At 72.6% G+C, this 22909-nt stretch carries 18 protein-coding genes; 6 read left to right on the plus strand and 12 right to left on the minus strand.

Annotated features, from left to right (window positions below; all coding sequences use genetic code 11):
* Positions 1 to 444 precede the first annotated feature (444 nt).
* Genes ACLQ27_RS22355 through wecB form a run of 4 tightly spaced genes read left to right on the plus strand, consistent with a single transcriptional unit; the run spans position 445 to position 4962 of the window.
* Positions 445 to 1485 (plus strand): SDR family NAD(P)-dependent oxidoreductase, encoded by a 1041-nt coding sequence (locus ACLQ27_RS22355; RefSeq protein ID WP_357574401.1) that lies wholly within the window; start codon positions 445 to 447, stop codon positions 1483 to 1485.
* A complete protein-coding gene (locus ACLQ27_RS22360; RefSeq protein WP_425868485.1) occupies positions 1479 to 2606 on the plus strand; it encodes an NAD-dependent epimerase/dehydratase family protein in 1128 nt (375 codons plus the stop codon). Before ACLQ27_RS22355 ends, ACLQ27_RS22360 begins: the two co-directional genes overlap by 7 nt.
* Complete coding sequence (locus ACLQ27_RS22365) at positions 2603 to 3841, plus strand: glycosyltransferase family 4 protein (protein ID WP_425868486.1); 1239 nt, start codon at positions 2603 to 2605, stop codon at positions 3839 to 3841. Before ACLQ27_RS22360 ends, ACLQ27_RS22365 begins: the two co-directional genes overlap by 4 nt.
* The gene (wecB, locus tag ACLQ27_RS22370) at positions 3838 to 4962 is read left to right on the plus strand and encodes a non-hydrolyzing UDP-N-acetylglucosamine 2-epimerase (RefSeq protein ID WP_425868487.1); all 1125 of its coding nucleotides are present in this window, start codon (positions 3838 to 3840) and stop codon (positions 4960 to 4962) included. Before ACLQ27_RS22365 ends, wecB begins: the two co-directional genes overlap by 4 nt.
* A gap of 104 nt (positions 4963 to 5066) precedes the next feature.
* Here wecB and ACLQ27_RS22375 read toward each other — a convergent pair whose 3' ends face one another.
* The 5 genes from ACLQ27_RS22375 to ACLQ27_RS22395 all read right to left on the minus strand — a co-directional run bounded on the left by ACLQ27_RS22375 (position 5067) and on the right by ACLQ27_RS22395 (position 10664).
* The gene (locus ACLQ27_RS22375; RefSeq protein ID WP_425868488.1) at positions 5067 to 6881 is read right to left on the minus strand and encodes a polysaccharide biosynthesis protein; all 1815 of its coding nucleotides are present in this window, start codon (positions 6879 to 6881) and stop codon (positions 5067 to 5069) included.
* 198 nt (positions 6882 to 7079) lie between these two features.
* Positions 7080 to 7859 (minus strand): GNAT family N-acetyltransferase, encoded by a 780-nt coding sequence (locus tag ACLQ27_RS22380; RefSeq protein ID WP_357495007.1) that lies wholly within the window; start codon positions 7857 to 7859, stop codon positions 7080 to 7082.
* Positions 7856 to 8488: a sugar transferase gene (locus ACLQ27_RS22385; RefSeq protein ID WP_425868489.1), complete on the minus strand. Its 633-nt coding sequence runs from the start codon at positions 8486 to 8488 to the stop codon at positions 7856 to 7858. Before ACLQ27_RS22385 ends, ACLQ27_RS22380 begins: the two co-directional genes overlap by 4 nt.
* Entirely contained in the window at positions 8485 to 9522 is a 1038-nt protein-coding gene (locus ACLQ27_RS22390; RefSeq protein WP_357574395.1) for a GNAT family N-acetyltransferase, read from the minus strand. Before ACLQ27_RS22390 ends, ACLQ27_RS22385 begins: the two co-directional genes overlap by 4 nt.
* A 14-nt stretch (positions 9523 to 9536) precedes the next feature.
* Positions 9537 to 10664 (minus strand): DegT/DnrJ/EryC1/StrS family aminotransferase, encoded by a 1128-nt coding sequence (locus ACLQ27_RS22395; RefSeq protein WP_357495001.1) that lies wholly within the window; start codon positions 10662 to 10664, stop codon positions 9537 to 9539.
* A gap of 226 nt (positions 10665 to 10890) precedes the next feature.
* Between ACLQ27_RS22395 and ACLQ27_RS22400 the strand changes: the two genes are divergently transcribed.
* Positions 10891 to 11838, plus strand: coding sequence for a DUF389 domain-containing protein (locus ACLQ27_RS22400; protein ID WP_357574394.1), 948 nt, complete (start codon positions 10891 to 10893; stop codon positions 11836 to 11838).
* Here the strand turns inward: ACLQ27_RS22400 and ACLQ27_RS22405 are convergent.
* From ACLQ27_RS22405 to ACLQ27_RS22415, 3 genes are all read right to left on the minus strand, one after another.
* Positions 11768 to 12235, minus strand: coding sequence for a hypothetical protein (locus ACLQ27_RS22405; protein ID WP_357574393.1), 468 nt, complete (start codon positions 12233 to 12235; stop codon positions 11768 to 11770). The two genes, ACLQ27_RS22400 and ACLQ27_RS22405, sit on opposite strands and share 71 nt — an antisense overlap.
* A gap of 21 nt (positions 12236 to 12256) precedes the next feature.
* The gene (locus tag ACLQ27_RS22410) at positions 12257 to 13141 is read right to left on the minus strand and encodes an aminoglycoside phosphotransferase family protein (RefSeq protein ID WP_425868702.1); all 885 of its coding nucleotides are present in this window, start codon (positions 13139 to 13141) and stop codon (positions 12257 to 12259) included.
* 834 nt (positions 13142 to 13975) lie between these two features.
* Complete coding sequence (locus ACLQ27_RS22415; RefSeq protein ID WP_425868490.1) at positions 13976 to 16420, minus strand: Tex family protein; 2445 nt, start codon at positions 16418 to 16420, stop codon at positions 13976 to 13978.
* 155 nt (positions 16421 to 16575) lie between these two features.
* Here ACLQ27_RS22415 and ACLQ27_RS22420 point away from each other — a divergent pair, with 155 nt between their 5' ends.
* Positions 16576 to 18087 (plus strand): deoxyguanosinetriphosphate triphosphohydrolase family protein, encoded by a 1512-nt coding sequence (locus tag ACLQ27_RS22420; protein WP_234587873.1) that lies wholly within the window; start codon positions 16576 to 16578, stop codon positions 18085 to 18087.
* Between the two features lie 9 nt (positions 18088 to 18096).
* Here the strand turns inward: ACLQ27_RS22420 and ACLQ27_RS22425 are convergent, their stop codons facing one another.
* From ACLQ27_RS22425 to ACLQ27_RS22440, 4 genes are all read right to left on the minus strand, one after another.
* Complete coding sequence (locus ACLQ27_RS22425) at positions 18097 to 19236, minus strand: MBL fold metallo-hydrolase (protein WP_425868491.1); 1140 nt, start codon at positions 19234 to 19236, stop codon at positions 18097 to 18099.
* A gap of 113 nt (positions 19237 to 19349) precedes the next feature.
* On the minus strand, positions 19350 to 20360 hold the full coding sequence (locus ACLQ27_RS22430; RefSeq protein WP_425868492.1) for a serine hydrolase: 1011 nt from the start codon (positions 20358 to 20360) through the stop codon (positions 19350 to 19352).
* A gap of 106 nt (positions 20361 to 20466) precedes the next feature.
* Positions 20467 to 21429 (minus strand): SDR family NAD(P)-dependent oxidoreductase, encoded by a 963-nt coding sequence (locus tag ACLQ27_RS22435; protein ID WP_357574390.1) that lies wholly within the window; start codon positions 21427 to 21429, stop codon positions 20467 to 20469.
* Positions 21426 to 22610, minus strand: coding sequence for a zinc-dependent alcohol dehydrogenase (locus ACLQ27_RS22440; protein WP_425868493.1), 1185 nt, complete (start codon positions 22608 to 22610; stop codon positions 21426 to 21428). The genes ACLQ27_RS22435 and ACLQ27_RS22440 overlap by 4 nt, the downstream gene beginning before the upstream one ends.
* Positions 22611 to 22909: the final 299 nt, after the last annotated feature.

Here is a 22909-nt window from a genome sequence, read left to right on the forward strand (position 1 = left end):
GATCTGGTCCGCCGGGTCGGCACCTGGATCGGCCAGAGGCATGTCGCCGTGCGAGCGGGTCAGATCGCGAAAGGGGCGTGCCCGATGGTGGTGTCACAAGTGCTGAAGGTTTTATACCAGTGACCGACCGGATATCTGGCGTCTTTCACGAATGGCGGCCCCGCGTACATGAGCGGCCACGCGTGGCACGCGAACGCGATTCATCTCGCGTTTCCGCGGTGACGAGTGGACGATTCACATTGGACCGGCTGATCATTGCGTCGCTGGTCATGCTTGCGGTCAAATCGTGAAGAAAAGCGTATCTGCGAGGGTCGCCTCTCGTTGTCCCGAATGCTGAAACTGGCCGATACGGCCCTTGCTCCGGGACGGGTGCGCGGGCGCCCCGTGACTCTCTCGTCGAGTCGTCGGGTGGCGGACCGGCGCAGCGACGACACGGGAGAATCAATGAATTTCGCAACCACCGGACGCCGTGTTCTCATCACCGGCGGTACGGGTTCCTTCGGCCAGACCATGGTGCGCCGGCTCCTCGACCGTGGCGCCGGTGAGGTCCGGGTGCTCAGCCGGGACGAAGCCAAGCAGGACGCCATGCGTCGGTTGTTCGGCGACGAACGGGTTCGCTACTACGTCGGGGACGTGCGCGACTACGACTCGGTGCTCAAGGCCAGCCGGGGCATCGACTACGTCTTTCACGCCGCCGCCCTCAAGCAGGTGCCGTCGTGTGAGTTCTTCCCGCTGGAGGCCGTCCGGACCAACGTGCTGGGCAGCGCCAACGTCATCGAGGCCGCCGAGCGCAACGGCGTCGGATCGGTAGTCGTGCTCAGCACGGACAAGGCCGTCCAGCCGGTCAACGCGATGGGCATGAGCAAGGCCCTCATGGAGAAGGTCGCCCAGGCGCACGCCCGGAACAACCCGAACAGCAGCACCACCGTCTCCTGCGTGCGCTACGGCAACGTCATGTACTCGCGGGGGTCGGTGATCCCCCTGTTCATCGAGCAGATCAAGGCCGGTCGTGCGCCCACCGTGACCGACGCCGGGATGACCCGGTTCCTGATGTCGCTCGCCGACTCGGTCGAGCTGGTCGAGCACGCCTTCCACCACGGTCGGCCCGGCGACATCTTCATCCGCAAGGCCGCCGCCTGCACCGTCGGCGACCTGGCCGAGGCGGTCTGCCACCTCTTCGACGTGCCCGCCAAGCTCGACGTGATCGGCGTGCGGCACGGAGAGAAGCACGCCGAGACGCTGGCCAGCAGGGAGGAACTCGCCCAGGCCGAGGACTTCGGCGACTTCCTCCGGGTGCCGCTGGACGCCCGCGACCTCAACTACGCGCTGTACGTCTCCGAGGGTGACCTCAGCGAGGGGCCGAGCGAGGACTTCAACTCGGCCAACGCGCCGCAGCTCGGCGTACCCGAGATCATCGCGCTGTTGAAGACGCTGCCCGAGGTACGCGCGGAGCTGGCGCTGCGGGATCCGGTGCTGGCGTGCTGAGGCTCGCCGTCACCGGCGCCGGCGGGTTCCTCGGCTGGCACGTGCGCGTGCTGCTGCGGGCGTTGGACTGGCCCGAACCGGTAGTGCTCACCCGGGCCGACCTCACCGATCCCGACGTGGTCGCCGCGAAGGTGGCCGGGGTCGACCGCGTGCTGCACCTGGCCGGCGTCAACCGGGGCGAGCCGGCCGATGTCGCGGCCGGGAACGTCCACCTCGCCGCGCAGCTCGCCGAGGGCCTCAAGCGTTGTGCGAATCCGCCCGCCCGGGTGGTCTACGCGAACTCGGTGCAGGCCGGCAACGGCACCCCGTACGGCGACGCCAAGGCCACCGCCGCGCGGGTGCTGGCGGCCACCGGCATCGAGGTCGACGACGTGCTGCTGCCGAACCTGTACGGCGAGCACGGGCGTCCGTACTACAACTCGGCAGTGGCGACGTTCTGCCGGGTGCTCGCCGAGGGTGGCCGGCCGGAGGTGCACGCCGACCGCGAGCTGAGCCTCGTGCACGTCACCGACGCGGCCGCCCGGCTCATCGGCGTGCCGACGGGCGGCTCGTGGGATCCGGCCATGCCGCCGGTGCGGATCGGCGTGCAGGCTCTGGCCAGCCTGCTCACCGGCATGGCCGCGACGTACCGGACCGGGGAGTTCCCGTCCCTGGTGGGCCGGCACGACGTGCGGCTGTTCAACACCTACCGGTCGCACTGCTTCCCGGCGCACTACCCGCTCGCGCTGCCGCGCCGGGCCGACGCCCGGGGCGAGCTGGTCGAGACGGTCAAGGCGCACGGCGGTGCCGGGCAGACGTTCTGCTCCACCACCCGCCCCGGCATCACCCGCGGTGAGCACTTCCACCTGGCGAAGGTGGAACGGTTCGTGGTGCTGCGCGGCTCGGCCGAGATCAGTCTGCGCCGGGTCGACGACACTGAGGTGCTGCGGTTCCCGGTCAGCGGCGACGAGCCGGTGCTGGTGGACATGCCCACGATGTGGGCGCACAAGCTGGTCAACACCGGCTCGGACGACCTGGTGACGATGTTCTGGACCAACGAGCTGTTCGACCCGGACCGACCGGACACCTGGCCCGAGCCGGTGGAGGCGACCCGGACGGCACCGGTGGCGGTCGGCGGGTGAAGGTTGGCCTGATCAGCCAGTGGTATCCCCCCGAGGGGGCGTTCATCCCCGGCAACCTGGCCAGCGGGCTCGCCGATCGGGGCCACCAGGTGCGGGTGCTCACCACCTTTCCCAGCTACCCGTACGGCCGGACCTACCCCGGCTGGCGGCAGCGCTGGGGGCACCGCGAAACCGACGGGCCGGTGGCGGTCCGGCGGGTGCCGGCCTACCCGAGTCATGACGCCTCCGCCCTGCGGCGGGCGTTGAGCCTGCTGTCCTTCGGCGCCAGCAGCGCGGTGCCCGGGGCGCGGTGGCTCGCCGACGTCGACGTCACGTACGTCTACCACCCGCCCCCCACGGCCGTCGCCGCCGCGGCGCTGCTGCGTGCCACCCGGCGGACACCGATGGTCCTGCACGTGCAGGATCTGTGGCCCGACTCGGTGACGCACTCCGGCATGGCGCCCACCGGCCGGGCCGGTCGCTCGCTGGAGGGGGCCGTCGGCGCCCTGATGCGTGCGACGTACCGGTCGGCGGACACCATCGTGGTGATCTCGCCGACGATGGCCGAGCGGGTGGTGGCGGGAGGCGCCGACCCGGACCGGGTGCGCGTGGTCTGGAACTGGACCGACGACGCCCTGTTCCGGCCGGTGCCGGTCACCGCCGAGGCTCGTGCGGTGCTGGGTCATCGGGGGCGGTGCACGGTGATGTTCGCCGGCAACCTCGGGCTCCTGCAGGGCCTGGACACGGCCATCCGGGCGGCGGCCGCCGCCCGGGACCGGTTGGACCTGGTGCTCGTCGGTTCCGGCGCGGGCGAGGACGCGGCCCGTCGGCTGGCAGCCGAGCTGGGCGCCGACAACGTGCGGTTCATCGGCAGGCACCCGCCCGATCAGATGGCCCAGCTGTCCGCGGCCGCGGACTGGCAGCTGGTGTGTCTGCGTGACGTGCCCGCCCTGCGGGCCGCCGTCCCGTCGAAGCTCCAAGCGGCGTTGGCCTGCGGCATGCCGGTGATCGCCGCGGCGGGCGGCGACACCGCCGCCCTCGTCCGCTCGGCCGGGCTGGGTCTGGTCTGCCCGCCGGAGGACTGGCGGGCGCTCGCCGACCAGTTCGTGGCGGCGGCCGACCTGCCCACCGACGTCCGGCGCGAGATGGGTAGCCGGGCCCGACACGTCTACCAGGAGCGGATGTCGCTGCGGGTGGGCGTCGACCAGTTCGAGGACATCCTGACCAAGGTGGCTGCGCAGAGAGGACGGGCATGACCAGGATCATGACTGTGGTCGGCACTCGACCGGAGATCATTCGGCTGTCGCGGGTGCTCGCCCGGCTCGACGACACGGTCGACCACGTTCTGGTCCACACCGGGCAGAACTGGGACCCGACGTTGTCCGACGTGTTCTTCACCGAGCTGCGGCTGCGCCAGCCCGACCGGTTCCTGGAGGTCGACACCTCGTCGCTCGGCCGGGTCCTCGGGGGCGTGCTGGTCGGCATGGAGCAGGCGATCGCCGAGCTGCGGCCGGACGCGCTGCTGGTGCTGGGCGACACCAACAGTTGCATCGCCGCGCTGATGGCGCGGCGGATGCGGGTGCCGGTGTACCACATGGAGGCGGGAAACCGCTGCTTCGACCTGAACGTGCCGGAGGAGACCAACCGTCGGCTGGTCGACCACGTGGCGGACTTCAACCTGGTCTACACCGAACACGCCAGGCGCAATCTGCTCGCCGAGGGCCTGCACCCGCGCCGCATCCTGCACACCGGCTCGCCGATGCGGGAGGTGCTGGAGCACTACCGGGCGTCGATCGCCAGCTCGACGATCCTGCGGCAGTTGGAGCTGGAACCGGGCGGGTACTTCTTGGTCAGCGCGCACCGCGAGGAGAACGTGGACCGCCCGGACCGGCTCCGCCGGCTGCTGGACTGCCTGGTCGCGGTGCGCGACAGGTGGGGCTTGCCGGTGCTGGTCTCCACGCACCCGCGGACCCGCAAGCGGCTGGAGGCGCTGGCCCCGGACGCCACCGCGCTGGACGGCATCGCCTTCCACGAGCCGTTCGGCCTGCTCGACTACGTGCACCTGCAGACCAGGGCGTACTGCACCCTGTCGGACAGCGGGACCGTCAGCGAGGAGTCCGCCATCCTCGGCTTCCCGGCGGTGACGCTGCGCGAGTCGATCGAACGCCCGGAGGCGCTCGACGCCGGCGGCATCATCATGACCGGTCTCGACCCGCAGGGCGTGGTCGAGGCGGTCGAGGTGACAGTGGCCCAGGTCGCCGCGCAGGGGGTCCCCTGCCCGGTGGACTACCAGGTGCCGGACACCTCCCGGCGGGTCGTCGACTTCATCCTCTCCACAGTCCGCCGGCACCACGACTGGGCGGGCATCCGCCGCTGAACCAGCCGGGGCCGAACCCGTCAGCGCCGAACCCGGGAGCATCCAGCCGGACAGGCCACAGGGCCGGTCACCGCGAACCGCGGTGGCCGGCCCTGTGGCAATCGTCAGCGCGACTGCAGCGGTACGCCCAGCGGACCGTTCACCACCGGCGGCGTCGGCTGGGCGCAGAGCAGGGCGAGCTGCTCGACGACCTTCGCCGGCTCGGCGTACGGGTCGAGCCCGCGCACCTCCCTCGGGTCCAGCGTTGGAACCGTCACGTGTGACACCAGAGGGTGCAGCGGCCGGGTGTCGATCTCGCCGGCCCCGAGCAGGTCCTCGTGCAGCTTCTCGCCCGGCCGCAGGCCGGTGTAGACGATCGGGACGCTGCTGGTGGCATGGTCGGCCATCTGCCGGGCGAGGTCGGCGATGCGCACCGGCTCGCCCATGTCCAGCACCAGAGCCTCCCCGTCCCGGCCTATCTCCGTGGCCTGGAGAACCAGATGGACGGCTTCCTGGAGGGTCATGAGATAGCGGGTCACGTCCGGGTGGGTGACGGTCAAGGGGTTCCCGGCCTCGATCTGCCGTTGGAACGCTGTCACCACCGAGCCCCGGCTGCTCAACACGTTGCCGAACCGGACGCTGAGGAACGTGCCCGGAAACCGCGACGCGGCGTGCGCGGTCAGCAGCTCGGTGATCCGCTTCGAGTAACCGAGGACACTGATCGGGTTGGCCGCCTTGTCCGTGGAGATGTTCACGAACTTGGCCACGTCCCGGCAGGCGTCGAGGACCGACAGCGTGCCCCAGACGTTCGTCTTGACCGCCTCGCCGGGGTGCCGCTGGAGCAGGGTGAGGTGCTTGAGCGCCGCCGCGTGGAAGATGACGTCCGGCCGGCGTTCGCGGATGATCCGGCGGATGCCCTCGTCGTCGCGCAGGTCGGCGAGGATCAGCTCCGGGCCGTCGAGCAGGGCACGACCGGCCAGCGACATCTGGAGGCTGTGCAGGGCCGTCTCGTCGCGGTCCAGCATCATCACCTCACCCGGGTCGGCCTTCATGACCTGTCGGCAGAGTTCCGAGCCGATCGAGCCGCCGGCGCCGGTGACGAGGATCCGCAGGCCGGTCAGGCTGTTGCCGCTCAGCGGCAGGTCGGCGACGACCTGACGACGGCCGAGCAGGTCACTGATCTGCACGTCGCGGACGTCGGTGACGGTGATCCGGTGGTCCACCAGGTCCCGCACGGGCGGCAGCACCTTGAAGGCGGCGCCCGTCTCGAGGGTCGCCTCGCGGATCTGACGGATCAGGGCGGCGTCGGCGTTGGCGACCGAGAAGATCACGGCACCGGCCCCGGTACGTCGGACGGCAGCGCCGACGTCGTGGCGGCCGCCCAGCACCCGCACCCCGCCGACGCGCAGGTCGCGCTTCTCCGGATCGTCGTCGAGCGCGCCGACCGGCAGGTACCGTCCGCGCGGGTCGCCGAGCATGGCCCGCAGCAGGCCCTGGCCCGCGTCGCCCATACCGAACAGCAGCACCGGCGTCGCCGAGCGGACGTCGGGGCGCATGGCCAGATCGTGGCGGTGCCGGTAGACGAACCGCGCGGCGAGCATGAACAGCACGGCCAGCGCGCCACCGATGAGGGGGGTGCTGGCGGGTACCGGTCGCTCGGCGAGCGGCAACAGACCGACGGTCAGGATGCCCGCGATCGTGATCGCCGTGCCGACGACACGCTGGACCTCGTGGAGGCTGCCGACGGGGTGCCGGCCCGAGCGGAGCCGCCGCAGCGGCACCAACCCGGTGTGCAGGACCGCCGCGATGCCACCGAGGGTCACCGCGCGCGTCAGTTCGCCAGCGGTGAGGGCGAACTCGTACCGCGCCCAGGTGGCCAGCACAACCCCGACGATCCAGGCGCCACCGTCCGTGCCGAGGAGCACAGCCGCCCGGGGCACCGCCCCCCATCGCACTCCGGCCCGTTCCGAGCGTCGTTCTTCTTCGATGTGCCGCGGCATGTGTGTCCTCGTCCCAATCGTTCGGCCGCCAGGACCGGCGGTGGCTTTTACGCCTTGTGAAGTGATACCTCCTATTTATTGATCAGTTGTCTTTTTCGCGTACTGCCTCGCCGGGCGCTGTGCTCAGCTCCGGAGCTCTCAGCCCCGCAGCTCGACCGGACGCGACATCCGGGCAAAATGAGCGAACCCGTCGGCCGTCCCGGCCTCGGCTTTGCGGGTCGAGCTGATCCGATAGCAGCGGCTGGTCGGCACGACCTCCGCCAGGGCGGCGGCGAGACCCGGGCCGGGCGCGTCCGCGGCGAGACGCAGGGACGCGCCGACGACACGGACGCTCGTCGTGCCGGTCGCCCACCCGATCCGAAGATCGCCGAAGCCGTACGCCGAGTGGTGCGCCGCGAACGACGGCCAGTCGAGCAGGCGGACGGTGGGATCGGGTGCGACTCCATCGAGTCGCACCTCGGTCCACTGTGCGTACGACTCGTCGGTGAAGCCGCGTCGCTCGTAGAGGCGCCGCGCCCGTGGGTTTCCCAACGACACGTCCAGCGCGAGGTCGGCGCACCCGAGGTGGCGTGCCAGGTCGTACCCGTCGTCGAGCAGCAGCCCGCCCCACCCGCGTCCCCGCTGCCCGGCGGCGACAGCTATGCCGTTGAGGAAGAGTCGCCGCCCCAGCACCCGCCAGTCGGCGACGGCACGTACCCGGGAGGCGTCGCGGACACAGCGCAGCACGACCGTACGGAGATCGCTGGGCGGGGCGACGGCCGCGCCGAGGAAGGCGGCGAAGTCGGTTGCGTGGTACGGCGTCAGACCCGCGCACCCGGTGGGTATGGACTGGCGGAGCAGCTCCACGATCCCGTCGAGGTGCGGATCGGTCGGCTCGTCGACGGTGACGATGCCGGTCCGCGGCACCAGGACTGTCACGTCAGCATCCGCTCCCGGTCGAGGTCCAGCATCTGCGCCGACGGGTCCGTCGCGACGCCGGCGCCGCTCAGGACCGCGCGGACGGTGCGGGCGATGATCCGCAGCTCCAGCCCGAGCGACCAGTTCGTGACGTAGACGACGTCCAGTTCGAGACGCTCGTTCCAGGCCAGCCCGTTGCGCCCGTGGATCTGCGCCAGCCCGGTGATCCCCGGGGGCACCTCGAAGCGCAGCCGTTCCCGTTCGGTGTAGAACGGGTCGTACCGGGGCAGCAGCGGGCGCGGCCCGACCAGGCTGAGCTCGCCCTTGAGCACGTTCACCAGCTGGGGCAGCTCGTCGATGCTCGCCCGCCGCAGCAGCAGACCGATGCCCTTGCACCGTTCCCCGTCCGGCAGGAGCATGCCGTGCGCGTCGCGCTCGTCGGTCATCGTGCGCAGCTTGTAGACGGTGAACGGGCGGCCCGCCCGGCCGGTCCGTTGCTGGCGGAACAGGACCGGGCTGCCCAGCTGCCGGCGGATCAGGACCGCGGCCAGGGCCAGCACCGGAGAGAGCACGACCAGGATGGTCAGGCTCACCACGACGTCGATGAGCCGTTTGATCCGACGTTGCGTGTCGAGGGTCGCGGTGTTCATGCGACACCCGCCCGGTACGCCGGGAAGTAGCCGCTGGACTCCAGGTCCTCGGTCGTACGGCCCAGCCGTCGGGCCCGCGCGGCGACCAGCTCCCGGTAGCGGGCCGGGACGATGACAGCGGAGCCCGTCCAGAACGGGGTGCGGGCGCCGCCGAAGGAGCGCTTGAACTGGAAGAGCCCGTCGTCGGCTCGGACGCCGCCGCCCAGGTGGACCAGCCGGCACCCGTGTTCCGCAGCCCACTCCAGGATGCTCCAGACCAGCAGGTTGTTGGCGCCGGCGCGCGCGGCGAGCGGGTCGGACCCGGCCAGGTGGTAGTGGGCCCGGTCCCGGTGCCGCAGCACGAGGGCGGCCGCCACCACGGCGGCGTCCGCGTCGCGTACCTCCACGATGGACAGAGCCTTGTCCAGCCCGGCGGCAAGGTGGCGGTAGTAGCGGTCCGGGAACAGGTACCAGGGCTGGCTGCCCAGCCGGATCATTGTCGACTCGTAGAGCCGGCGAAAGGGCGTACCGGGAAGCAGGTCCTCCTGGCGGGCGGGACGGACGGTGCCGGTCAGACCACTCTTGCGGGCCTTGCGGATGGCGGTGCGGGATCGGCCCTCCATCCCGTCCCACACCTCGTCCGGCCCCGGCGACACGTCGACGGTGACGGTGTCGGCTCGGCGGGTCAACTCGACGGACGCGAGCCCCCGGACCGCCTCGACCGAGGCGGGATCCAGCGGCGAGAAGCGCAGGAAGAGCGTGACGACGCCGGCGTCCCGCCAGTGGGCGACCGCACGGGACCAGAAGCGGGCCAGGTCCGCGGGGGTGCAGCCGGCGTCGACGTGCAGACCCGAGTAGCCGTACGGGCTCGCGGCGTCGGCGTCGGTGTCGTTCACCGACCGCAGTACGTGGGGCAGCATGAGTCGGTCGTACTCGTGGATGGTCTGCCAGCTGCCCGATTCGGTCTCGGCGGCTGCCCGGCCGTAGCCGGCGGTGAAGTACACGTCGGGGCAGGAGGCGTCCAGCAGGGCGGCCGGGGCGCCGGGACCGGTCACCGCGAATCCGTCGGTCACCGGCGGCCCAGGAACTCGTCGATGGCCCGGCGGACCCGCTCGCCCTCGTGTTCGGCCATCGCCGAGCCGCTGGGCAGGGTGAGGCCGGTGGCGAAGAGCCGTTCGGCAGCGCCGGTGAGCACCGCCTCCGCCCCGGCGTGCACGGGTTGCAGGTGCATCGGCTTCCACACCGGACGCGTCTCGATGTCCTGGGCGGCGAGGTGCGCGGCCAGTTCCCCGGGCCACCACCCGGAGATCTCCGGCTCCACCACGATGGTGGTCAGCCAGCAGTTGGCGCCGGGATCTCCGTCGCCGAGCAGCCGAACCCCCGGCACCGAGGCGAACAGCTTGGCGTACCTGTCGCGCAGCTCGTGGCGGCGGCGGATCATGCCGTCCAACCGGGACAGCTGCGCCCTCCCGATCGCCGCCAGCACGTTGCTCAGCCGGTAGTTGTAGCCGATGTCGGTGTGTTCGTAGTGCGCGACGGGCTGTCGTGCCTGGGTCGCCAGGTACCGGGCGCGGGCCGCGAGCTCGGCGTCGTCGGTGAGCAGCATGCCGCCGCCCGACGTGGTCATGATCTTGTTGCCGTTGAAGGACAGCACCCCGGCGCGGCCGAACGACCCGGCGGCCCGGCCGGAGCGGGTGGCGCCGAGCGCCTCGGCGGCGTCCTCGATGACCGGATGGCCGGCACGGGCGCACACCGGAAGCAGGCGGTCGTAGTCGGCGCAGACGCCGAACATGTCCACCGGCACGACCGCCGCGACCCGCCGCCCCTCGGCGTCGAGCCGGTCGAGCAGCGACTCGAGCAGGTCCACGTCGATGTTGCCGGTCATCGGATCGCAGTCCACGAAGATCGGCTCGGCGCCGGTGTAGACGGCGGCGTTGGCGGTGGCCGCGAAGGTCAGCGTCGGCATGACGACCACCTGCCCGGGGCCGGCGCCGACCGCCAGCAGCGCCAGGTGCAGGGCGGCAGTGCCGGAGCTGGTGGCAACGGCGTACGACGTCCCGATCCGCTCGGCCAGCTCGGCCTCGAAGGCGTCGACATCGGGACCCAGCGGCGCCACCCAGCCGGAGCGGATGGCGGCAAGCGCGTACGACTCCTCAAGCTGACCGACGTCGGGCGGGGAGAGGTAGACCTTGCTCATGCTCGGATGACTCCCGCCGTCGCCGGGCCAAACTGACAAACCGGTTGTACCACCAGCACAGCTCCCATACATGCGTTTTGGCCTTTCGAGGCCGGTTCCGGGATATACCACCCGCCGTGGGGGTGTCCGTCCCGGAAGACTCTTCGCGTCGAGCCCCCGTCAGCGGCGGCTACAGTGCTGCGAGCCGCGCCCACCGGTGGGCTCAACGCGCGAAGGGAGCCTGTGGGTGCTGCATCTGAGGGTGATCGCTCCGAAGGACCAGTCGGAGGCGGTGGCCGACCTGCTGGCCGCCGACCCCGGCGTGACCCACCTGGTGGTGCTGCCCGGTGTCGCCCGGCAGCCCCGCGGCGACCTCATCCAGTGCGACGTGGTCCGGGAGAGCGCCGACAACGTGCTCCAGGGCCTTCAGCGCCTCGGTGTGGAGGCGCGCGGAGGGATCGCCGCCGACGATGTCGAGCTGACCATCTCGGCGGCGGCCGACCGCGCGGCCGAGGAGGCGCCCGGCAGTGGCGCCGACGCGGTGGTCTGGGACGAGATCGCCGCCAAGACCGGCGAGCAGACCGAGCTGTCCGGCACCTACCTGGTGCTGATCATCGTGGCGACGATGATCGCCGGCATCGGCGTACTGCTGGACCAGCCGATCCTCATCGTGGGCGCGATGGTGGTCGGCCCCGAGTTCGGCCCGCTCGCCGCGCTCTGCGTGGCGCTGCTGCGCCGCCGCCTCGGCGTGATCGGCCGGTCGGTGCAGGCCCTGACGGTCGGCTTCCTGGCGGCCATGGTGGCGACCGTGCTGAGCACCTGGGCCCTGACCGCCGCCGGGCTGGTCAGCAAGGAGATGCTGCTCGCCGACCGGCCGCTCACCGACTTCATCTGGCGACCGGACGCGCTGTCCTGGGTCGTCGGCCTGCTCGCCGGCGTGGCCGGCATGCTCTCGTTGACCTCGAAGAAGTCGGGCAGCCTCGTCGGGGTACTGATCTCGGTGACGACGGTCCCGGCCGCGGCGAACGTGGCGGTCGCCGCCGCCTACGGAGTGTGGGACGAGGCCGGCGGCTCGGCCCTCCAGTTGGTGATCAACGTGTGCGCGATCGTCGTGGCCGGGCTGCTCACGCTCGTGGTGCAGCAGCTCTGGTGGTGGAACCTGGCTCGTCGGTCCCGTCGCTCAGCCGCCGGTTGAGCAGGGTCCGCAGCGGGATCGACTCGCCGTCCCGGCCACCCGCCCCCACCACCAGCGGCGGTGGGCTGGGCTGCGGGTCGACGCCGAGGAGTCGGGCCCGCAGGCCGCCCGGCACGGTCAGCAGGTGGAACCGCCCGGCCACGTCCACCGCCCGCGTCTCGGCCCGGTCGACGTACCAACCGGTCAGCCCGGTCCGGTAGCGCCCGCGCCCGTCGTACCCCCGGGCGACCAGGCGCGTGGTCGGCAGCCCGCGCCGGGTGGCCTCGGCCACGAACCAGGCCACCAGTTCCGCGGCCTGCGCCTGTTCGGCGGCCCGCCGCCGCGCGTCCGCGTCGGCGTGCGCCCGCACCGCGCGCTGCTGCCGCTCCCGCCACTCGCGGCCGTCGTCCTCACCCACGAGCCGACGGTACGCCCCGACTCAGTCGAGCACGGCCCGCAGGGTGTGCCGGGCGATGCCGGCCATCACGGGGTTGGTGTCGACGTAGTACGGCAGCGCGTTGATCGCCTGCTCCAGGGCCCAGCCGCGCCCCCGCTCCCAGGTGGCGTCGTCCACGCCCAACGCCCGCCGGTACGTCTCCCGTGGCCCGGGGTCCAACAGGTTCCACGCCGGCATCAGATCCACCGCGGGGTCGCCGACCGTGACCGACTCCAGGTCGATGACCGCGACCAGGCGCCCGTCGCGGACGAGCAGGTTGCCCGGCATCAGGTCGGCGTGGATCCACACGTCGGCCGGATCGTTCCGGCGCGCGTTGCGGCACCGGTCCCACACCTCGGCGAGCGCGTCGGTGTCGGTGAGTTCGCCGCTGATGGCGAGGGCGGCCCGTACGCCGGCATCCTGGTCCGTCAGGGGCCCACCCCGGCCGGACCCCGGCCACGACCGTCCGCCGGTGTCGATGCCGTGCAGGGCGACCACGACGGCGGCCAGGTCACGGGCGAAGACGTCCGGGTCGTCGATCCGGTCGGCCCGGGCCGTCTCCCCCGGGATGAACCGGTACGCCGTCCACGACCCGGGGTAGCCGTCGCCCGGCGCACCGAGGCCGAGCGGTTCGGGCACCGCGATCGGCAGGTGCGCGGCGAGTAGCACGGCGTGTTCCTGCTCCCGCCGCAGCTCGTCGCGCAGCGCGGGGTCGGCGGAGGGGCGCAGCGGAAACCGCAACACGAATTCGGTACCGAGCCGGAACAGGGCGTTCACGGTGCCGGCCGAACGGAGGGGCCGCACCGGCAGCCCCCGCCAACGCGGAAACTGTTCGGCCACCAGCGCGGCAACAACGTCCGCGCTCACGTCCATCTGGTCGGCATGCATCCGCACCGCGAGATCATCACCCAGACCGCCACGGACACGCGACCCGTTTCCGCCCGCCGCCCTGCCCTGCTCGCCCCGCCCCGCCCTGCCCCGCCCCGCCCTGCTCGCCCCGCCCTGCCCTGCTCGCCCCGCCCTGCTCGCCCCGCCCGCCCGCCCCGCCCTGCTCGCTCCGCCCGCTCTGCTCGCCCCGCCCGCCCCCCCGCTTGCCTAGCCGCCCGTCGCCCGCTCGCGGTCGGCTCGCCGTTCGCCCGGCCGTGCGCTCGCTTGCCGTTCGCCCCGCCGTGCGCTCGCTCACCGCCCGCCGCCCGCTCGCCCCGTCGCTCGCTCGCCCCCGCGGCCGACTGACACGGTCACGGCTGGCGCGCTCGGCACCCAACCTTCCCCAGCGTCCCCTGTCGAGCTGCCCCAGATCTGGGGCAGGGCCGGGTGACGAGGCCGACAACTCCAGATCTTGGACAGTTTCCGTTCGCGTCGAACGGAAACTGTCCAAGATCTACACCGAAATCGGGAAGTCGTGCGTGCGGCTGGGCCCGGGCTCGTGGGCGGGCGTTAAGGGCGTGTCGATGGCTGGCCTGCCCCACCCATGGGCCGCTCGCCCCCGACCCACCCGGTCCACGCTTGGGGCCCGCTCGCCCGACCCACGGGCGGGACAGCTCGGCCCCACCCATGGGTGGGGCTCGCTCGCCCCGCCCCACGAATGGGGCAGCTCGACAGGGCCCGCCAATGGGCCGGCGGGCCGGTCAATGCGGGGTGGTGGCCTGGGAGGCGCCGAGGATGACCGCCCATGCGGGGCATCCCGGGCGCCTCCTCACGGGGGCTGACCGATCGCGCTGATCAGGCCAATCCCGCGCGGCGCAGAGCCTCCGCCATTGCGTCGTTCGCCGGTGCCGGAGCGCCCTGCCGCTGCTGCCCGCCCCGTGCGCCCTGCCCGCCGCGACCGCCGGACGCGCCGCGACCGTCAGACCCGCCGCGACCGCCGGCGCCGCCACCGGACCCGCCGCGACCGTCCTGCCCGCCGCGCGCACCCTGCGGACCGCGCTGCGCCGGGCCGCCGCGCCCCTCCTGACTCGTCCGACCACCACCGGTCGCGGCGGGATCGTCCTCCAAGCGCAGGGTCAACGAGATGCGCTTACGGGGTACGTCCACGTCGAGCACCCGCACCTTGACCACGTCGCCGGACTTGACCACCTCGCGGGGGTCCTTGACGAACGTCCGGGACATCGCCGACACGTGCACCAGGCCGTCCTGGTGGACCCCGACATCGACGAACGCGCCGAACGCGGCCACGTTGGTCACCACACCCTCCAGGACCATGCCGGGCGTCAGGTCACTGATCTTCTCCACCCCCTCGACGAAGGTGGCGGTGCGGAACTCCGGTCGCGGGTCGCGGCCGGGCTTCTCCAACTCGGCGAGGATGTCGGTGACGGTGGGCAGGCCGAACCGGTCGTCGACGAAGTCGGTGGCCCGCAGCCCGCGCAGGATCGCGCTCTTGCCGATCACCGAGCGCAGGTCCTGACCGGTGCTGGCGAGGATGCGCCGCACCACGGGGTAGGCCTCGGGGTGCACGCTGGAGGAGTCCAGCGGGTCGTCGCCGTCGGGGATGCGCAGGAAGCCGGCGCACTGCTCGAACGCCTTCGGCCCGAGACGGGCGACCTTCTTCAGCTCGGTCCGCGACCGGAACGGCCCGTTGGCGTCCCGGTGCAGCACGATGTTCTCCGCCAGCCCGGCCCCGATCCCGGAGACCCGGGTCAGCAGCGGTGCCGAGGCGGTGTTGACGTCCACCCCGACCGCGTTCACGCAGTCCTCCACGACCGCGTCCAGCGACCGGGACAGCTTCACCTCGGACAGGTCGTGCTGGTACTGGCCGACACCGATCGACCGTGGATCGATCTTGACCAGTTCGGCGAGCGGGTCCTGGAGGCGGCGGGCGATGGAGACCGCGCCGCGCAGCGACACGTCCATCCCGGGCAGCTCCTGCGAGGCGTACGCGGAGGCGGAGTAGACCGACGCGCCGGCCTCGGAGACCATCACCTTGGTCAGGTTGAGCTGCGGGTGCCGGGCGATCAGCTCCCCGGCGAGCTTGTCCGTCTCCCGGGAGGCGGTGCCGTTGCCGATCGCGATCAGCTCCACCCCGTGCGCCCCGGCCAGCCGGGCGAGGGTTTCGATCGACGCGTCCCACTGTCGACGTGGCTCGTGCGGATAGATGGTGTCGGTGGCGAGCACCTTGCCGGTGGCGTCCACCACGGCCACCTTCACCCCGGTACGCAGGCCCGGGTCCAGGCCCATCGTCGCTCGGGTGCCGGCCGGAGCGGCCAGCAGCAGGTCCCGCAGGTTGGTGGCGAAGACCCGTACCGCCTCCTCCTCGGCCGCCTGCCACAGCCGCATCCGCAGGTCGGCACCGAGGTGGATGAGGATCCGGGTACGCCACGCCCAGCGGACCGTGTCGGCCAGCCAGCGGTCGGCCGGGCGGCCCGCGTCGGACACGCCGAACCGGCCGGCGATCACCGCCTCGTACCGGCTCGGGCCGGTCGGCACGGCGTCCGCCTCGCCGGCCTCCTCCGGGTCCATGGTCAGGTCGAGCACGCCCTCCTTCTCGCCCCGGAACATCGCCAGGATCCGGTGCGAGGGCAGCTTCGGGTACGGCTCGGAGAAGTCGAAGTAGTCGGAGAACTTGGCGCCGGCCGTCTCCTGACCGTCGCGTACCCGCGACACCAGACGGCCCCGCGACCACATCTGCTCGCGCAGCGTGCCGATCAGGTCGGCGTCCTCGGCGAAGGTCTCGATGAGGATCGCCCGCGCGCCCTCCAGCGCGGCGGCGGCGTCCGCGACGCCCTTCTCCGCGTTGACGAACCCGGCGGCGGTGGCCTTCGGGTCCTGGCTGGGGTCGGCCAGCAGCGTCTCGGCCAGCGGCGCGAGCCCGGCCTCGCGGGCGATCTGCGCCCGGGTCCGCCGCTTCGGCTTGTACGGCAGGTAGATGTCCTCCAGCCGCGACTTCGAGTCGGCGGCCATGATCTGCGCTTCCAGGGCCTCGTCCAGCTTGCCCTGGCCGCGGATCGACTCCAGCACGGCGGCCCGCCGCTCGTCCAGCTCCCGCAGGTAGCGCAGCCGCTCCTCCAGGGTGCGCAGCTGGGTGTCGTCGAGCAGGCCGGTGGCCTCCTTGCGGTAGCGGGCGATGAACGGCACGGTGGCGCCGCCGTCGAGCAGCTCCACGGCCGCCCGCACCTGACGCTCGGCCACGCCGAGCTCGTCGGCGATCCGCTGATGAACAGACTGGGTCACGATCTCGATCCGCCTTCGGGAGTGGGTACCGCCTGCATTCTGCCGGGCGGCCCGGGGCGCTGTCGCCGCGCCCGGCCGAGGCGGCAGACCGAACCGCCGCGCTCGGCCGGGGTGACCGGCGACGGCCCCGCCGGGCCTGCGCTAGCGTGGCGATCATGGAATCACCTGCGGAGTCGCGCACCCGGCGGCTCTTCGGCGGCAGCGCCCGGGCCCTCGGCGACCTCACGGCCAACCCGTTCCGCGCCGACCGGGACCGGATCGTCGGTTCGCCGTTCTTCGCCCGCCTCGGCGGGGTCACCCAGGTGATCAGCCCGGTCGGCTCCGGGTTGCTGGTGCACAACCGGCTGACGCACAGCCTGAAGGTCGCTCAGGTGGCCCGGGCGATCGCCGAGCGCCTGACGGCCGACGACAGGTGGCGCGGCCTGCTGGACAAGCTCGGCGGCTGCGACCCCGACGTGGTGGAGGCCGCGGCGCTCGCCCACGACCTCGGCCACCCACCGTTCGGGCACCTGGGGGAGCGGGTGCTCGACCGGCTGGCCCGCCAGCGTCTCGGCCTCGCCGACGGCTTCGAGGGCAACGCCCAGTCGTACCGGATCGTCACCAGCACCGAGATCGGGGGCGCGGCCACCACCGGGCTGGACCTGACCGCCGCGGTCCGTGCGGCGATGCTGAAGTACCCGTGGACGCGGCTGGACTACCCCGACCCGCACCCACGCCTGCTGGACCCGCCGCCCCGCGGCGCCACCCCGCCCCCGGACGACCCGGAGAGCGGCTCGTTGAAGTTCGGGGCGTACCGGACCGAGCTGGACGACCTGCGGCAGGCGCGGGAGCCGTTCGTCGGCCGCATCCCGGACTGGCAGCAGACCGTGGAGGCGTCGGTGATGGACACCGCCGACGACATCGCGTACGCCATCCACGACGTGGAGGACTTCTACCGGGTCGGTGTGCTCCAGCAGGGGTCGGTCTCCGCCGAGCTGATGGCCTGGCAGCGCGAGAGCGGGCACTTCCGGGCGATCACCGATGCCGCGCTGGCCACCGCCGCCCGGCGGCCCGGCGCCGCCATCGAACGCCTGCGCCGCCAACTGCACCGTAAGGACGCGTGGATCGCCGACGACGAGGCGTTCGCCGCCGCGGTCGAGCACGTCCGCGAGGAGTTGGTGGACGGGCTGCTGGCGATGCCGTTCGACGGCTCGATCGAGGCGGAGCAGTACGTGTCGCGGTTCTCCGCCCGTTGGTCGACCCGCTTCGTCGAGGCGATCACGGTGACCGACCAGCCGTCGGTGCGCTCCGGGTACGTGCTGCTCGGCTGCGCGCAGTGGCACGAGGTGCAGGTGCTCAAGTTCGTCCACCACCGGTTCGTGCTGGCCCGCCCCGACCTGGCCCTGCACCAGCGTGGTCAGGCCCGGCTGCTGGGCACCCTGGTGGAGGCGCTGTGGGAGTGGCTGCTCGACCCGGAGGAGGAGTCCCGACTGCCCCGCCGGCTGCACGACCTGGTGGAGCTGGCCGAGGCGGAGCTGCACCCGCGTACGCCGGACCGGATCGGCCGCGCCCGGGGCCGCGCCATCGTGGACTTCGTCGCGCAGCTCACCGACGGTCAGGCGGTCGCGATGCTGGACGCGCTCTCCGGCCGCTCCGGCGCGCTCTGGACCGACGCCTTCGTGCTCTGACCCGACGCCTCAAGCGACCGACTGCCACCACCCGTCGACGGCGGGCGGGTCGTCGACGACCACCCGCTCGCCGGGGCGGGGCACGGCCAGTCGGACGTCGCGGGCCTTCGCCTCGGCCCACAGCCGGTTCACCGGCTCGGACCAGTCGTGCAGGGCCAGGTTGAACGTCGCCCAGTGCACCGGGATGAACAGGCCGCCGCGCAGGTCCAGGTGGGCGTCGACCGCCTCCTCCGGGAACATGTGGATGGTCGGCCACGCCCGGTCGTACGCGCCGATCTGCATCAGCGTCACGTCGAACGGCCCGTGCTCGGCGCCGATCGCCGCGTACCCGGCGAAGTAGCCGGAGTCACCGGTGTAGAAGACCTTGCGTCGGGCCCCGGCGACCACCCACGAACTCCAGAGGGTGCCGTCGCGGCGCAGCCCTCGGCCGGAGAAGTGCTGGGCGGCGGTCGCGGTGATCTCCAACCCGTCGACCCGGTGCGACTCGGACCAGTCCAGCTCGATGATCCGCTCGGCGGGCACACCCCACCGGTCCAGGTGGGCGCCCACCCCGAGGGGCACCACGAACGGTGCCGACTGCCCGGCGACCAGCGCCCGCACGGTCGGCAGGTCCAGGTGGTCGTAGTGGTCGTGGGAGATCAGGATCGCGTCCAGCGGGGGGAGTTCGTCCAGGCGTACCGGCGGCTCGTGCAGCCGGCGCGGGCCGACAAGCCCGGACGGCGAGCAGCGGTCACTCCAGACCGGGTCGAGCAGGACCCGCCGACCCTCGATCTCGATGAGCGCCGAAGCGTGGCCGTACCAGATGATGTTGAGCTCGTCGGCGGCGGCCTGCGGCGCGCTGGGGCGCAGCAGTGGCACGGGCGCGGTGGGCCGCCGTTTCTGCTTGCCGAAGATCAGCTCCCGGAGCAGGTTGCGACCCGGCTCTGCGGCGACCATCGTGCGGGTGTCGGCCTGGTTGTGGAAGGTGCCGTCGCGAAACTGGGGCGAGCGGGCCGCCCGTTCGGCGCGGGCGCCGGCGAGCCGGCCGCCGAGGGCCGCGGGCACGTCCCGGGCCACCCAGGCCAGGCCGGCGAGCGCGGCCAGCCCTGCCGTTCCCCGCATCAGTCGCCCGAGCGACAGTTGCCCGTCCGTGCGTTCCGCTGGCGCCATCGCCGTCCCTCCGCCGTGTCCCGCACTACACGGTAGTTCCCCCCGGCCGTTCCCGCCCCGGCGGTGGCCCGCACCGGGCCGGTCGTCACCCGACGACCGACCCGGCAGCGGGATCAGCCGCCGTTGCTGGGTCGGCGGGCGGTCGTCCGGAAGACGGTGCCGGTGCCGCCGAGACGGTCCACCGCCGCCAGGAACTTCGGACCCATGGCGGCCCGGGCCTGCACCGCCGGGTGGGTCGCGCCGAAGTTGTCCGGGTCGGCCTGCCCGTCGGCGAAGAGCGCGTAGGTCAGCACCGCCGCGCCGGCCCGGTCGAAGATCACCCCGGCCTCGTGCCGGGCGTCGGCGAACCAGCCCGCCTTGGTGGCGATGCGGGCCCGCTCGTCCGACGACATGGTGCGCCGGATGCCGTCGGTGAAGGCCACCGGGGCGCGCAGCAACCCGAGCAGGTGCGCGGTCGAGGCCGGCGACAGCAGCGTGCCGGCGACCAGGGCGCGCAGCAGGTCGTGGGTCTCCCGGGGGGTGCTGGTGCCGAGGAAGAACCGGTTCGGGTTGGCCACCGGCTCGACCTGGGTGTTCGGGAAGCCCTTACCGACCAGAATCGAGTTGATCTCGGCGGCGGGAGCTACCAGCCCGCACAGCCGTACCGCCGTGTCGTCGGAGACGGTCAGCAGATTGGCCAGCACGTGCCCGAGGGTCACGCTGCTGGGGTACGCGCCGTCGAGGCTGAAGATGCCATCGCCACCCGGCACCACGATCGACGCGGTGACGTCGACCCGCTGGTCCAGCGCCAGCAGCCCCCGGTCCACCTTGTCCAACACCGCCGTGGCCACCGCGATCTTGTTGACGCTGTACGCCTCGATCCGCCGGTCCGGGTCCGCCGCCACCGCGACGACCGGCGGGCCCGCCGGGTCGGCCACGCTGACGTACGCCTGCCAGTTGCCACCGGCCTCGGTGCTGTACCTGGTGAAGGCGGCGGCGACCCGGTTGGCGGCCCGGGCAGGGGTGGTCGGTGCCGCCTCGGTGCTCTCAGCGGCGCTGGCCGGGGCGGCCGCGCCGAGCACCGTACCGGCGGTGGCCACTGTGCCCAGTCCGAGTGCCGTCCTGCGGTTCAGTCGGATGGTCAATCGTCTCTCCCGTCGTGGGGCGCCGGAGCGCTTGCCGGCCCACCACCCTAGGCGAGTTGATCGACGCACGATGCCCCCAGAGAAGTCCCGAACAGTCCCGAACACCTCAGCCGTGGCGTCGGCGCAGCACGGCGTCGACCGCGCCGGCGGCCGCCCCGCGCAGCTGCGCGGCCGGCCCGGACACGGCGCGGGCGAACTGCCGCAGGTCGGGCAGGTGGCCGCCGCGGACCGACTCGCCGGCCGGGTTCGGGGCGAAGACCGTCCCGTCGTGCGCCGGGACCGGCCGCCCGCTCAGGCCGGCCAGGCGCATCAACGGCCCGACGAGGACGTCGTAGACGCCCGGCAGCACCGTGAAACCGGCCCGCAGCACCACGTTCAGCCGGCCCACCGACACCTCCCGACGCGGCCGGTCCACACAGTCGACAATGGCCCGGGCCACCCGCTGCGGCCCGGCGACCGGCGGCGGGGGCCGGCCGACCCGACCGAGGTAGTTGGCCGCCTGCTGGTACACCGGGGTGTCCACACTGCCCGGGTTGACCAGGCAGAGGTGGATGTCCGGGCTGTCCCGCAGCTCCTGCTGGACCGTCCGGGCCAACCCCTGCAACCCCCACTTGCTCGTCACGTAGGCGCTCATGTACGGAGCGGTGATGTGCCCCAGCACCGACCCGGTGAGGATCAGGGTGCCGGCGCCGGTGGCCCGGAAGTGCCGCAGCGCCACCCGGGCCGCACCCGCGGCGGCCAGCAGATCGGTCCGCACCACCTGCTCGAAGACCCGCTCCGGCAGCTCGTCGAAGCGCCCGTAGGCCATCACCGCCGCGGTGTGCACCCACACGTCGATGCGGCCGAACCGCTCGATCGCCGCATCCGCCAGCGCCTCCAGCGCGCCCGGCTCGGTGACGTCCGTCGCCACGGTCAGGACCTCGACGTCCGCGCACTCCTCGCGTACCTCGGCGAGGGTCTGCGGGGCGCGGGCCGCGAGCACCAGGCGGTCGCCGCGCTCGGCGAACGCCCGGGCCGTCGCCCGGCCGATCCCGCTGGTCGCGCCCGCGACCACCACCACCCGACTCACGGAGCCAGCACGACCTTGATGCAGCCGTCCTCCTTCTTCTGGAACATCTCGTACGCCTGCGGCGCCTCGCTCAGCGGCAGCCGGTGCGTGCGCAGGTCCTCGACGCCCAGGGGGTCGTCGTCGCCGGAGAGCAGCGGCAGGATCTCGTCGGTCCACCGGCGCACGTGGCACTGCCCCATCCGCAGCTGGATGCCCCGGTCGAACATCTCCATCATCGGCATCGGGTCGGCCTCACCGCCGTAGACGCCGGAGAGGGACACGGTGCCACCGCGACGGACCGCCTTGAGCGCGGCGTGCAGGACGCTCAGCCGGTCGATGCCGACCCGGTCGGTCATCGTCTGGGCGAGCTTGTCCGGCAGCAGCCCGACGGCCGCGTGGGCCAGTTTGCCGACCGGCGAACCGTGCGCCTCCATGCCGACGGCGTCGATGACGGCATCCGGCCCGCGCCCGTCGACCAGGTCGATCAGCGCGCCCGGCACGTCGGACAACTCGCGGACGTCGAGCACCTCGATGCCGTGCCGGCGGGCCAGTTCCAGCCGCTCGGGCACCAGGTCCAGTCCGATGACGCGGCCGGCGCCGAGGTGCCGGCCGATCCGCGCGCAGAACTGGCCGACCGGGCCCAGCCCGAACACGGCCAGGGTGCCGCCGGGCGGGGTGTCGGCGTACTTCACCGCCTGCCAGGCGGTCGGCAGGATGTCCGAGAGGTAGAGGTAGCGCTCGTCCGCGCCGGTCTGCGGGATCTTGATCGGTCCGAAGTGGGCCTGGGGTACGCACAGGTACTCGGCCTGCCCGCCGGGCACCGAACCGTAGAGGGAGGTGTAGCCGAACAGCGCCGCGCCCTTGCCCGCACTGGTCACCTGGGTCGTCTCACACTGGGCGTAGAGCTGGCGGCGGCACATCCAGCAGCTGCCACACGAGATGTTGAACGGCACCACCACCCGGTCGCCGGGCTTGAGCCCGGTCACTTCCGACCCGACCTCCTCGACGATGCCCATCGGCTCGTGACCCAGGACGTCACCGGGCTTCAGGTACGGCCCCAGCACCTCGTACAGGTGCAGGTCCGAGCCGCAGATCGCCGTGGACGTGATCTTCACGATCGCGTCGGTCGGCTCCTCGATCCGGGGATCCGGCACCTCCTCGACCCGTACGTCCCGCTTGCCCTGCCAGGTCAACGCCTTCATGTCTGGCTGCCCTCCGTCGGTCCTGCCTGACTGCTACCCGGGGACGGGCGATTGAACCGGCTGCGACCGACGGGTGTGCGGGGCCTTCGGCTGGCGTTCGTGGCTCGGTGGTGTGGCGGGTTGGCGGGCCTGCGGGGCTTGCCGGTGGTTGCGGTTGTGGGCTGGGGCGACCGGGCTCGGGCTTGCCGGTGGTTGCGGTTGTGGGCTGGGGGTGACCGGGCTCGGGCTTGCCGGTGGTTGCGGTTGTGGGCTGGGGGCGACCGTGCCCGGCTCCGGGCGGTCAGGCTTGATCCCTGCGC

It is taken from the genome of Micromonospora sp. DT63 (genome assembly GCF_049841615.1).
GTDB lineage: Bacteria > Actinomycetota > Actinomycetes > Mycobacteriales > Micromonosporaceae > Micromonospora.

Coding starts and splice junctions, on each gene's coding strand:
- ACLQ27_RS22355 (WP_357574401.1), top strand. CDS start 445: ATGAATTTCGCAACCACCGGACGCCGTGTTCTCATCACCGGCGGTACG.
- wecB (WP_425868487.1), top strand. CDS start 3,838: ATGACCAGGATCATGACTGTGGTCGGCACTCGACCGGAGATCATTCGG.
- ACLQ27_RS22385 (WP_425868489.1), bottom strand. CDS start 8,488: ATGAACACCGCGACCCTCGACACGCAACGTCGGATCAAACGGCTCATC.
- ACLQ27_RS22395 (WP_357495001.1), bottom strand. CDS start 10,664: ATGAGCAAGGTCTACCTCTCCCCGCCCGACGTCGGTCAGCTTGAGGAG.
- ACLQ27_RS22410 (WP_425868702.1), bottom strand. CDS start 13,141: ATGCATGCCGACCAGATGGACGTGAGCGCGGACGTTGTTGCCGCGCTG.
- ACLQ27_RS22420 (WP_234587873.1), top strand. CDS start 16,576: ATGGAATCACCTGCGGAGTCGCGCACCCGGCGGCTCTTCGGCGGCAGC.
- ACLQ27_RS22425 (WP_425868491.1), bottom strand. CDS start 19,236: ATGGCGCCAGCGGAACGCACGGACGGGCAACTGTCGCTCGGGCGACTG.
- ACLQ27_RS22440 (WP_425868493.1), bottom strand. CDS start 22,610: ATGAAGGCGTTGACCTGGCAGGGCAAGCGGGACGTACGGGTCGAGGAG.